We start from the raw sequence: 11,654 nt of genomic DNA, 5'->3' as shown, positions 1-11,654 counted from the left end.
CGTCGCCGCCCTCAGCCGAATTTCGCCGCAAGATAGCGAAGATACGGCTCGGGCGTCAGCGCCGAGCCGGTGGCGTCCACGAGAAGCTCGTCGCGCGAGCGCGAGCGACCGTGGCGCCAGACGGCGTCGCGCAGATGGTCCGCCAGGCGTGCGTAGTCGCCGGCCGCCAGGCGCTCGCCGAGCTCGGGATCGCCCGCATGGAGCGATTCCATGAGCTGCGCCGCCATGGCGTTGCCGACCGTGTAGGTCGGGAAGGAGCCGAGATAGCCCGACGACCAGTGGACGTCCTGCAGGCAGCCGCGGCGGTCGTCGGGAACGGTGAGGCCGAGGTCGCGCCGCATCGCCTCGTTCCAGGCGCCGGGCAGGTCGGCGGGCCGGAGCGAGCCGTCCATCAGCTGCCGCTCGATCTCGGCGCGCAGCATGATGTGGAAGTCGTAGGTGAGCTCGTCCGCATCGACCCGGATGAAGCCCGGCTCGACATGGTTCACGGCGCGCGCGAAGCGTTCGGGCGTGACGTCGTCGAGCACGTCGGGGAAACGACCCTGAAGACGCGGGAAGTTGAGGCGCCAGAAGGCGTCCGAGCGCCCGACATGGTTCTCCCACAGGCGCGACTGGGACTCGTGCGCGCCGAAGCTCGTGCCGCCGACCGCGTAGAGAAGGATCAGGTCGGTGGCGAAGACGGTGCGGGTGAGGGCTTCCGCCACGTTCTGTTCGTAGAGCCCGTGGCCCGCCTCGTGCAGCGTGCCGAAGAGCGCGCCCGGCAGGAAGTCCTCGCGGTAGCGCGTCGTGATGCGCACGTCGTTGCGCGTGAACGAGATCTCGAACGGATGCACCGCCGTGTCGAGACGTCCGCGCCCGAAGTCGTAGCCGACGAGCTCGGCCAGCTCGCGGCAGGCCGCGCGCTGCGCTTCCACGGGAAAATGCCGGTCGACCAGCTCGTCGCGCGGGCGGCCCCGCGCCCGGTCGAGGATCGGCAGGAGGCCGGCGCGCAGCTCGTCCAGGAAAGCCTTAATCGAGTCCGCCGTCTCGCCCGGCTCGTAGAGCGCGACCATGGCGCTGTAGGGATGGCCGTCATGGCCCATGGCCTCGGCGCTCTCGCGTGCCAGCGCGACGCTCTCCTCGAGAAACGGCAGGAAGCCGGCGAAGTCTGAGGCGGCGCGCGCCTGCGCCCACGCCGCGCCCGCCACCGGCCCGAGCTCGGCCTGGCGCTGGAGAAGGCGCGGGTCGAGGCGCTCGTGATGCCGGATCGCGGCCATGACTTGGCTCGCCGCGCGTCGCTCGAGGTCGCGCTCCTCGCGCCCCTCGGTCTCGGCAAACGCCCGCTCGGCCGCGCGGCGCATGGCGCCCGACAGGATGCGCTCGCGCGCCAGCCCCTTCAGCGTCGCGATCTGCTGGCCGCGTGTCTCGGCGCCCCCCGCCGGCATCACCGTGCGGTTGTCCCACTGGAGCACCGCCACCGCGCACAGGATGTCGTTGACCGCCGCGACCTCGGTCGCCAGCGTGCTTGCCGTCTCGCTCATGCCGTTCCTCCGGTTCCCCCGTCGTGCAGGTGGCAGGCCGCCTTGTGGCCGCCGGCCGCCTCCTTCAGCTGCGGCACCTCCACACGGCAGCGCGGGCCCGCGTGCGGGCAGCGCGGGTGGAAGGTGCAGCCGGCCGGCGGGTCGATCGGCGAGGGGATTTCGCCCTGGATCGGCCGGAAGCGCGCGCGGCCCGCGCCGATGCGCGGCACGCTCTCGAAGAGCGCCTCCGTGTAGGGATGGAGCGGCTGCCGGTAGATCGCCTCGACCGAGGCGAGTTCCACGATGCGCCCGAGATACATGATCGCGACGCGGTCGCTGACATGGCGCACGACGCCGAGATCGTGGCTGACGAAGAGGGCGGTGAGGCCCAGCGAGGCGCGCAGGTCCTGGAAGAGGTTGAGCACCTGCGCCTGGATCGACACGTCGAGCGAGGCGACCGGCTCGTCCAGGACGAGAAGGTCGGGCCGCATGGCGAGCGCGCGAGCGATCGCGACGCGCTGGCGCTGGCCGCCCGAGAACTGGTGCGGCAGGCGATCGGCATAGTCGGCTCCCAGCCCCACCTGCCGCAGGAGGTCGCGCACGTAGGCACCGACCTCGCGCCGCGACACGAGACCGTGGACCTGCGGGCCTTCGGCGATCGTGTCGCCCACCTTGCGGCGCGGGTTCAGCGAGGCGAAGGGATCCTGGTGGATCATCTGGACGCGCGTCGTGGTCTTGACTACATGGCCGCGCCGCTCGCTCGCCACCGGCGCGCCGTCGAAGGCGAGGCGCCCCGCGCTCGGCACCGTGATGCCCGATACCATGCGCCCGAGCGTGGACTTGCCGCAGCCCGACTCGCCGACGATGCCGACCACCTCGCCTCGGGCGACGTCGAGATCCACCTCGTTCACGGCGCGCACGGTGACGTTTTGCGCGGCCCCGCCGCCGAGCCGCCCGGCGATGCGCTCGGCCAGACCCGGACGGCGCGTGAAGCGCTTGGACGTGCCCGTGAGTTGGAGAAGCGTGCCGGCGCTCATGCGGCGACCTCCAGCGGGTGGTGGCAGAGGACGGACTGCGGGCCGAAGTCGCGGCTCGGCGGCTCCAGGCGGCATGCGTCCGTGCGCCGCGCGCAGCGCGGCTGGAAGGGGCAGCCCTCCGGAAGGTTGGCGAGCGAGGGCGTCGAGCCCGGGATCTGAGGCAGTCGGGCGCCGGGCTCCGTCTCGCCCGGCACCGAGTCGATCAGGCCGCGCGTGTAGGGATGACGCGGGGTCGCGATCACGACCTCGGCGGGCCCTCGCTCCACGATGCGGCCGGCATACATGACGCAGATGTCGTCTGCGAGGCTGGAGACGACGGCCAGATCATGCGTGATCCAGACGACGGCCGTGCCGGTCTCGTCGGCGAGGCGCCGGATCTCGGCGAGGATCTGGCCCTGGATCGACACGTCGAGCGCCGTGGTCGGCTCGTCGGCGATGATCACGGCGGGCTTGTGGAGAAGCGCGATCGCGATCGCCACGCGCTGGCGCATGCCGCCCGAGAGTTGATGGGGATAGGCGCGCAGGCGCTCCGCCGGCGAGGGGATGCCGACCGTCTCCAGCGCCCGGCGCGCGCGCTCCAGCGCCTCCGCCTTCGACACCTTCGCGTGGGCCTGGACCGCCATGCGCATCTGCTGGCCGACGGTGAGCACCGGGTTCAGCGTCATCATCGGGTCCTGGAAGACCATGGCGACGCGGTTGCCGCGCATGCGGCGCTGCTCGGGCTTGGAGAGCGCGCGCATGTCGACGCCCTCGACCCGCACCTCGCCGCCGGCCACCTCACCCGGCTCGTCCACCAAGCCGAGGATCGAGAAGCCCGTCACGCTCTTGCCCGACCCGCTCTCGCCCACGAGGCCGAGGATGCGGCCGCGCTCGACGCGGAAGCTGACGCCGTTCACGGCCGTCAGCGGCCCCGCGCGCGTGTCGAAGCGGGTGACGAGATCCTGGACGTCGAGGGCGGCGCTCATCGGCGACGCCTCGGGTCGAGGAGATGGCGCACCCGGTCGCCCACGAGGTTGATCGCGACCACCGCGATCATGAGCGCGACGCCGGGATAGATCGACAGCCAGTGGCGGTCGGAATGGATGTACTTGAAGCCATTGGAGATGAGCGAGCCGAGCGAGGGTTCGGTGAGGGGCAGGCCGACGCCGAGGAAGGAGAGCGTCGCCTCCAGCGCGATGGCGCTCGCCACCTGCACGCTCGCCACCACGATCAGCGGCGGCAGGACGTTGGGCAGGAGGTGGCGGAAGAGGACGCGGCTCGTCGGAAGCGGCGTCGAACGCGCGGCCTCGATATAGTCCTTGCGCCGCTCGGCGGTGGCCGCCCCGTGCGTGGTGCGGGCGAAATAGGCGTATTGTGCGATCACCAGCGCGACGATGATCTGCGAAAGGCCCTGTCCGAGCACGGCGACGAGCACCAGGGCCAGGAGGATCGCGGGCATGGAGAGCTGGAGGTCCACGACGCGCATCAAGAGCGCCTCCAGCCGGCCGCCGAAATAGGCGGCGCTGAGGCCCACCACGACGCCGGCGGCCAGCGCCAGGAGATTGGCCGACAGGCCGATCACGAAGCTCGTGCGCAGCCCGTAGAGGATGGCCGACAGCATGTCGCGCCCGACATTGTCGGTGCCGAGCCAGTGCACGTATCCGCCCGAGCCCACCTCTCCCGGCGGCAGGAAGGCGTCCGCCCAGTCGAGCGCGGCCATGTCGTAGGGGTCCTGCGGCGTCAGCCAGGGCGCGCCGAAGGCGGCGACGAGCAGCGCCGCGATCACGAGAAGCGCCAGCACCGCCACCGGCGAGCGGCGGTAGTCGCTCCAGATCTGGCGAAGGCGCAACGCCCGGCTTTCGGCGGGCGGGGCGATGGCGGCGACGCTCATTCGCCCGCTCCCCCGCCCAGCCGCACGCGCGGGTCGAGCCGCGCGTAGACGAGGTCGACGGTGAAGTTGATGAGAACGAAGAGGATCACGACGAGAACGAGATAGGCGACCATCACGGGGCGATCGAGCTGGAGGATGGAGTCGATGATCAGCTTGCCGACGCCCGGCCAGTTGAAGACGCTTTCCGTGACCACCGCGAAGGCAAGCGTCGAGCCGAGCTCGAGGCCGAACACGGTGACCAGCGGAATCGAGATGTTCTTGAGGACGTGCGAGCGCACGATGCGCCCCTCCGACAGTCCCTGCGCGCGGGCGAAGCGTACGTAGTCGGCGCCCATCGCCTCCACCATGCCGGCGCGCGTCAGGCGGATCATCAGGCCCATGTTGAAGAGCGACAGGTTGATCGCCGGCAGGATCACGTGGCTCCAGCCGTCCGCTGTGACGAGCGAGGTGGGGATGCCGAGGAACGAGCCGACCGCGCCGCGTCCGCCCGACGGCAGGACGCCGAGCTCGACCGCAAACGTCATGATGAGGAGCATGCCGATCCAGAAGGTCGGCACGGAGAAGCCGAGCACCGAGAAGGCCATGATCGCCTTGGCGGGCGCGGCGTCGGGCCGATAGCCGGCATAGAGGCCGAGCGGCACGCCGAGGCCGGTCGCGATGGCCACCGAGACGAGGACGAGCTCCAGCGTCGCGGGCAGGCGCGAGAAGATGAGCTCCACAACCGGCACGTTGTAGATGAGGCTGCGGCCGAGGTCGCCGGTGGCGACGCCGCCGAGGAAGTTCGCGTACTGGCGCCAGAGCGGCTGATCGAGGCCGTATTGCGCGATCAGCGCCGCGCGGGTCGCCTGGTCGGCGCCCGGATCGATCAGCACGTCGATCGGATTGCCGATGGCGTAGACGCCCACGAACACGATGATCGACATGGCGAAGACGACGATCACGGCCTGGGCGAGGCGCTGGAGGACGAAGCCGGCCATCGCGGACTTTCTGTCGGGGGAGGGGGAGCCCGGCGCCGCGTGGGGTGCGGCGCCGGGAAGGCCGGGTGCTACTTCGCGGGCTTGATCAGGTAGGCCAGCGTTTCCTGGTCGACGCGCGGCTGGAAGTCGACCGTGTTGGCCTTGGCGGCCCAGACCGTCTGCAGGATCACCGTCGGGATCAGCGCGCGGTCCTCCATGGCGATCTTGGAGGTCTGCTCGAAGATCGAGCGGCGCTTCTCGTCGTCCAGCGTGCGCTGGCCTTCCTCGAAGAGCGTGTCGAACTGCTTGTTGGAGTAGCCCGTGCGGTTGAACGCGCCGAGGCCCAGCTCCTTGTCGGCGGTGTGGACCATCGAGCCGTAGGTGTAGGACGCCTCGCCCGTGATCGTGCCCCAGGCCGACATCTGGACCGAGTAGTCGCCGCGCTGCGAGGCGGGGAAGAAGACCGTGCCGTTGAGCGCGTTGGCGTTCACCTTGAGGCCGGCGCGCGACCACATCTGGGCCAGCGCCTCGCAGACCACCGCGTCGCCCGGCACCCGGTTGTTGGTGCAGGTGAAGTCGAACTCGAAGCCGTTGGGGTAGCCGGCCTCGGCCAGCAGCGCCTTGGCGCCCTTGAGGTCGTACTGGGGCTCCGGCAGCTCGGCCGAGTAGCCGAAGAAGCCTTCCGGCATGAGCTGGTTGGCGGGCTTGCCGAGGCCCTCCAGCACGACGCGCACCAGCGTCTTGCGGTCGATCGCCTTGTCGAGCGCGGTGCGCACCTTGAGGTCGGCGAAGGGGTTGGCGTCGATCGGCTTGCCGTCGACCTTCACCTTCTGGGGCAGGGTCGCACCCTGAACCGGCTGGACGTTCAGGATGTAGAGCGAGTCCGAGATGAAGGTCTGGAGGCTGCCGTCGGCCTTGATCGACTGGTAGTCGCTCGCCGGCACGTAGTTGATGAGGTCGACGCCCCCTGAGCGCAGCGCCGCCACGCGCGCCGCGTCATCGGGGATCTCGCGGCGCACGACGCGCTGCCAGTGGGGCTTCTCGCCCCAGTAGTCCTCGTTGCGCTCGGCCACGAAGTCGCCCTTGGGCGTCCAGGACACGAACTTGTAGGGGCCCGTTCCGATCGCCTTGGCGCCGGAGTTGAACTCGTCGTTCTTCGCCTCGCCGGTGGACTTCGGGACGATGAAGAGGCGGATGAAGTCGTTGGGCAGCGAGGGCGCCGTGCCGTTGGTGACGACGCGCAGCGTATAGGGGTCGACGACCTCCACCGACTTCACGCGCTTGGTGTAGATGGTCGTCGACATGGGGCCGGTGACCCTCGGGATGCGCTCGATCGAGAACTTCACGTCCTCGGCCGTCAGCGGCTCGCCGTTGTGAAACTTGACGCCCTCGCGGATCTTGAACTCCCATGAGTCCTCGCCGGTGGGCTTCCAGGAGGTCGCGATCGCGGGCTGGAGCTGGAGGTTGTTGTCGACGCCCACCAGCGTGTCGAAGACGTGGCGCAGCGTCTCGGCCTGGCTGCCGAGCGTCGACCAGTGCGGGTCGATCGAGTCGGGCCCGGCGCGCACGCCCATGGTGAGGGTCTGGGCGCCGGCCATGGCGGGCACGGCCATGACGAGCGCAAGCGCGGTCATCGTGGCCTTCAGGAACTGACTGGTCATCGCGTCGAAACCCCCTCAAGTGTTATTGTGTTCTGTAACACTAGAAAGAGAGCGAAGCGGCGGTCAAGGCGAAATTGCATGCAATTTCATGCTGCACCTGCACAAATCATGGGCTTTTCGGGTGGCTTGAACGCCGAACCGTAATGGGGCACTGATACGGTCATGAGCGAAGCGGACCCACAGGCCCAGGTGATGGCGCGCATCGCGGCGGCGGTCGACCGCGCGCTGGCGGTGCCCGTCACCGTGCAACTGCGCGGGGCGCTGGAATACGGCATCGCCTCCGGCCTCATCCCCGCCGGCTCGCAGCTCCCCTCCGTCCGCGCGCTCGCGGCTCACCTCAAGGTCTCGCCGGTCACCGTGTCGAACGCCTATGCGGCGCTGCGGGCCTCGGGCCTCATCGAGGGGCGCGTGGGGGCGGGCAGCTTCGTCACGCCCGGCGCCTCGCCGACGGAGAGCGAGCTCGACGTCCACCGCCTCCTTCAGTCCCGGATCGAGGATCTCGTGGAGGCGGCCGAAGCGATCGGCCTCGACCGACGCGAACTCGCCATGCGCGTCGCCAACGCGCGCGGCCGCCGCCGATCCCTTCGCATCCTCATGCTCGGCATTTTTCCCGAGGCGACCGAGAGCTACGCCGCGATCCTGCGCTCGCACCTGCCCGCGCGCGACGAGGTCGTGGCCGCGACGCTCGCCCAGACGCGCGAGGCGCTTCCCGAGGGGATCGATCTCGTGGTGACGCCGCGCAACGTCCAGGCCGAGGCGCAGCGCCTGTTTCCCGCCGTTCCCGTGGTCGGCATGACCTTCATCCCGACCGAGCAGACCCGGATCGAGCTCGCCCGCATCGCGCCCGAGGCGCGCGTCGCCATCGTCTCCTACTTCGCCGACTTCCTGGCGCTGATGCGCGCCGGCATCCTGCGCTTCGCGCCGCATGTGTCGGCGAGCGAGGCCTGCCTTTGGGACGCGCCCGAGGTCGACGCCGTTCTGGCGCGCTGCGACGTCCTGATCTACGCCACCGGCGCCGAGCGGCTGCGCGAGCGCCTGCACGCCGGCCAGGGCGCGATCGAGTATCGCCACACACCCGACCCCCATGCCATCCGCGCCGAACTCCTGCCCGCCGTCGAGGCGCGGCGCGAGGCGCCAACACCTACGAAGGATACGAGCGGTGAAGATAGCCGACAGCAACTGGTTCGAGGTTGAAGAGTACCTCAAGGGCGACGACCGCTGCGTCCTGCCGCTCGGCTCGACCGAGCAGCACGCCTACCTCAGCCTCTCGGTCGACTCGATCCTGGCCGAGCGCATGGCGGCGGAAGCCGCCGAGCCGCTGGGCGTCCCGGTCTTCCCCGTGCTGGCCTACGGCCTGACGCCGTATTTCAACGCCTATCCCGGCACCGTGACGCTGCGCACCGTCACCTACATGAACGTCGTTCGCGATATTCTCGACAGCCTCTACCGCACCGGCTTCCGCCGTGTTCTGATCGTCAACGGCCATGGCGGCAACTCGCCGGTCCAGCCGGTCACCATGGAGTGGATGGACGAGCGCGAGGGGGCGCGCGCGCGCTTCCACAACTGGTGGAACGCGCCCGGCGCCTGGGCCAAGGTGCAGGAGATCGACCCCAAGGCCAGCCACGCCTCGTGGATGGAGAACTTCCCCTGGACGCGCCTGCCCGGCCGCCCGCTTCCCAACCACCAGAAGCCCATGGCCGACTTCGACCGCCTCAAGGACCGCTCGGCGGAAGCCGTGCGCGAGCTGGTGGGCGACGGCAACTACGGCGGCTACTACCAGCGCGACGACGCCGAGATGGAGGCGCTGTGGAAGGTCGGCGTCGAGGAGACGCGCGCGCTTCTGGAAGGGGACTGGCGGTGAGCGCGGACCCGATCCTGATCTGGGGCGCGGGCGCGATCGGAGGGGTCCTCGGCGCCTACTTCCAGCGCGCGGGCCACGACGTCCTCCTGGTGGACGTCGCGGCCGATCATGTGGAGGCGATGAACTGGGACGGGCTCCTGATCGAGGGGCCGGTCGAGGCGTTCCGCCAGAGCGTGCGCGCCGCGCTGCCGGCCGACGTCGAGGGTCGGTTCCGCCGCGTCATCCTTGCCGTGAAGGCCCACCATACGCCGAACGCGCTCGGCATGCTCGTGCCGCATCTGGCCGATGACGGCTTCGTCGTCTCGGCGCAGAACGGCCTCAACGAGAGCGTCATCGCCGACACGATCGGCGCGTCGCGCACGATGGGCTGCTTCGTGAACTTCGGTGCCGACTGGCAGGCGCCGGGCCGCATCCTCTACGGCAACCGCGCGGCGGTGGCGCTGGGCGAGCTCGACGGGCGCATGACGGAGCGCCTGGCCGAGATGCACGCGCTTTTCCGGCTCGTCGAGCCCGACGCGGTGATGACCGACAACATCTGGGGCTATCTCTGGGGCAAGCTCGGCTACGGGGCGCTTCTCTTCGCGACCGCGCTGACCAACGACTCCATGGCCGACGCGCTTGCCCGCGAGCGCTACTTCCCGGTCTACGACGCGCTGGGGCGCGAGGTGATGAGTCTGGCGCGCGCGCAGAATATCCAGCCGCTCGGCTTCAACGGCTTCGACCCGGCCGCGTTCTCAAACGGACCCGGCAGCGAGGCGGCGCGCCGCTCCGTCGCCGCCATGACCGAGCACAACCGCCACACCGCCAAGACCCATTCCGGCATCTGGCGCGATCTCGCCGTGCGCAAGCGGCGCACCGAGGTCGACGCACAGGTCCTGCCGCTCACCGCGATCGGCGCCGAGCACGGCGTTGCGACGCCCGCGCTCTCGCGCCTCGTGGCGCTCGTCCACGATCTGGAAGCGGGACGCCGCGAGCAGTCGCTCGAAACCCTCGACGAGATGCTCAGCGCATGCGCCTGACCCTGGAAGGCCGCCGCTTCGCGGTCACCGGCGCCTCGCAGGGCATCGGCCGCGCCATCGTGCGGGACCTCGTGGCGAGCGGCGCACGCGTCGCGGCTCTCGACATCGACGCCGACGGGCTCCGGGCCCTGGAGGGAAGCGAGGAAACGCTGCCGCGCATATCCGTCGACCTCGGCCGGCGCGAGGACGCGCACCGGGCGCTGGCCGACGCCGCCGCGCGGCTCGGCGGTCTCGACGGGCTGGTGACGGCGGCCGGTGGTGTGCGCGGCCAAGTGGGCCGGCCGCTGGAGGCGGTGGGCGAGGCGGACTTTGCCGCCATCATGGACGCCAACCTCATGGGTGCGCTCTGGTGCGCCCAGGCCGCCACGCCCTACCTCAAGCGCTCGCAGGCGGGGCGCATCGTCACCATCTCGTCGGGCGCGGGCCTCCGGCCCAGCCTCACCGGCATCCAGGCCTATGCCTCGGCCAAGCACGCGCTGGTCGGGCTGACGCGCCAGCTGGCGCTGGAACTCGGCCCCGCCGGCATCACGGTCAACTCGGTCGCGCCGGGCTTCGTCCTGTCCAACCCCTCCACCGAGCGGCAATGGGAGGCCTTCGGCCCCGAGCGCCAGAGGCAGGTGATCGAGGGAACGCACATGCGCCGCCTCGGCACGCCCGAGGACATCTCGGCCGCCGTCCTGTTCCTGCTCAGCGCCGAGGCCGCCTGGATCACGGGCCAGATCCTGTCGGTCGACGGCGGCCGCGCCTGATCCCCTGCTCGAGGAAACGCTGATGACCACGACCTTCGCGCTTGCCGTCCATGGCGGAGCCGGAACGATCCGCCGCTCGGCGCTGACGCCCGAGCTGGAGGCCGCCACCCATGCGGGCCTTCGCCGCGCGCTCGACGCTGGCACCGCCGTCCTGCGCGACGGGGGCGCGGCGCTCGATGCCGTGACCGCCGCGGTCTGCGCGCTGGAGGACGAGCCCCTCTTCAACGCCGGACGCGGCGCGGTCTTCACGAGCGGCGGCCGCCAAGAGATGGACGCCGCCGTGATGAACGGCGCGGACCGGCGCGCCGGGGCGGTGGCCGGGCTGTTCGGGCCGCGCAACCCGGTGCTCGCCGCGCGCGCCGTGATGGAGCGCAGCTCCCATGTCGTGATGATCGGCGCGGGCGCCGAGCGCATCGCGCGCGAGGCGGGCCTCGCCTTCGAGGAGGCGAGCTATTTCTTCACGCAGAAGCGCTGGGACGCACTTCAGGAGATGCTGGCGCTGGCCCAAAAGGGCGAGACCTCGGCCGACCCGGCGGTGCGGCACGGGACGGTGGGCGCCGTCGCCTGCGACCGCAACGGGCACCTTGCGGCCGCCACGTCCACCGGCGGCATGACCGGCAAGGCGCCGGGCCGCGTCGGCGACACGCCGGTGATCGGCGCGGGAACGCTGGCCGACGACCTGTGCGCCATCTCGGGCACGGGCCACGGCGAGGTCTTCATCCGCTTTCAGGCGGCGGCGGAAATCTCGGCCCGCATGCGCTATCTCGGCGAGAGCCTGGAGGCGGCGTCGGAACACGTCGTCCAGCGCGTGCTCGCGCCCAACGACGGCTCGGGCGGCCTGATCGCGGTCGACCGCCATGGCAACGTCGCGCTGCCCTTCAACTCGGAAGGCATGTATCGCGGCTTCGTGCGGGACGGCGCCGAGCCGGTGACCGCAATCTACTGACCGCGGCCCGGCCGGAAACTTCGGTTTTTCTTCGCGGCGGGGGCGCGCAGCCCCGT

General features: G+C 70.7%; 11 protein-coding genes. 5 read left to right on the top strand and 6 right to left on the bottom strand.

Annotation, left to right across the window (positions count from 1 at the left end; genetic code table 11):
• Positions 1-11: 11 nt before the first annotated feature.
• The 6 genes from AUL35_RS15590 to AUL35_RS15565 form a co-directional block, all read right to left on the bottom strand.
• Positions 12-1,520: a carboxypeptidase M32 gene (locus tag AUL35_RS15590; protein WP_062016374.1), complete on the bottom strand. Its 1,509-nt coding sequence runs from the start codon at positions 1,518-1,520 to the stop codon at positions 12-14.
• Positions 1,517-2,536 carry an ABC transporter ATP-binding protein gene (locus tag AUL35_RS15585; RefSeq protein WP_062016372.1) on the bottom strand — a complete coding sequence of 340 codons (1,020 nt, stop codon included), beginning with the start codon at positions 2,534-2,536 and terminating at the stop codon, positions 1,517-1,519. The genes AUL35_RS15590 and AUL35_RS15585 overlap by 4 nt, the downstream gene beginning before the upstream one ends.
• A complete protein-coding gene (locus AUL35_RS15580) occupies positions 2,533-3,501 on the bottom strand; it encodes an ABC transporter ATP-binding protein (protein WP_062016370.1) in 969 nt (322 codons plus the stop codon). The genes AUL35_RS15585 and AUL35_RS15580 overlap by 4 nt, the downstream gene beginning before the upstream one ends.
• Complete coding sequence (locus tag AUL35_RS15575; RefSeq protein WP_062016368.1) at positions 3,498-4,406, bottom strand: ABC transporter permease; 909 nt, start codon at positions 4,404-4,406, stop codon at positions 3,498-3,500. Before AUL35_RS15575 ends, AUL35_RS15580 begins: the two co-directional genes overlap by 4 nt.
• Complete coding sequence (locus AUL35_RS15570; RefSeq protein WP_062016366.1) at positions 4,403-5,383, bottom strand: ABC transporter permease; 981 nt, start codon at positions 5,381-5,383, stop codon at positions 4,403-4,405. The genes AUL35_RS15575 and AUL35_RS15570 overlap by 4 nt, the downstream gene beginning before the upstream one ends.
• Positions 5,384-5,451: 68 nt before the next feature.
• A complete protein-coding gene (locus AUL35_RS15565) occupies positions 5,452-7,023 on the bottom strand; it encodes an ABC transporter substrate-binding protein (protein WP_062016365.1) in 1,572 nt (523 codons plus the stop codon).
• A gap of 162 nt (positions 7,024-7,185) precedes the next feature.
• Between AUL35_RS15565 and AUL35_RS15560 the strand changes: the two genes are divergently transcribed.
• The 5 genes from AUL35_RS15560 to AUL35_RS15540 are packed head-to-tail and all read left to right on the top strand — an operon-like array spanning position 7,186 to position 11,598.
• Positions 7,186-8,217, top strand: a complete 1,032-nt coding sequence (locus tag AUL35_RS15560; protein ID WP_062016362.1) for a GntR family transcriptional regulator — start codon at positions 7,186-7,188, stop codon at positions 8,215-8,217.
• Positions 8,183-8,884 carry a creatininase family protein gene (locus AUL35_RS15555; protein WP_062016360.1) on the top strand — a complete coding sequence of 234 codons (702 nt, stop codon included), beginning with the start codon at positions 8,183-8,185 and terminating at the stop codon, positions 8,882-8,884. The genes AUL35_RS15560 and AUL35_RS15555 overlap by 35 nt, the downstream gene beginning before the upstream one ends.
• On the top strand, positions 8,881-9,903 hold the full coding sequence (locus AUL35_RS15550; protein WP_062016358.1) for a ketopantoate reductase family protein: 1,023 nt from the start codon (positions 8,881-8,883) through the stop codon (positions 9,901-9,903). Before AUL35_RS15555 ends, AUL35_RS15550 begins: the two co-directional genes overlap by 4 nt.
• Positions 9,894-10,652: an SDR family NAD(P)-dependent oxidoreductase gene (locus AUL35_RS15545; RefSeq protein ID WP_062016356.1), complete on the top strand. Its 759-nt coding sequence runs from the start codon at positions 9,894-9,896 to the stop codon at positions 10,650-10,652. Before AUL35_RS15550 ends, AUL35_RS15545 begins: the two co-directional genes overlap by 10 nt.
• Positions 10,653-10,674: 22 nt before the next feature.
• The gene (locus AUL35_RS15540) at positions 10,675-11,598 is read left to right on the top strand and encodes an isoaspartyl peptidase/L-asparaginase family protein (RefSeq protein ID WP_062016354.1); all 924 of its coding nucleotides are present in this window, start codon (positions 10,675-10,677) and stop codon (positions 11,596-11,598) included.
• Positions 11,599-11,654 lie beyond the last annotated feature (56 nt).

Source organism: Aureimonas sp. AU4 (assembly GCF_001463765.1).
Lineage (GTDB): Bacteria > Pseudomonadota > Alphaproteobacteria > Rhizobiales > Rhizobiaceae > Aureimonas.
This window is presented reverse-complemented; position numbering and strand designations above follow the sequence as displayed.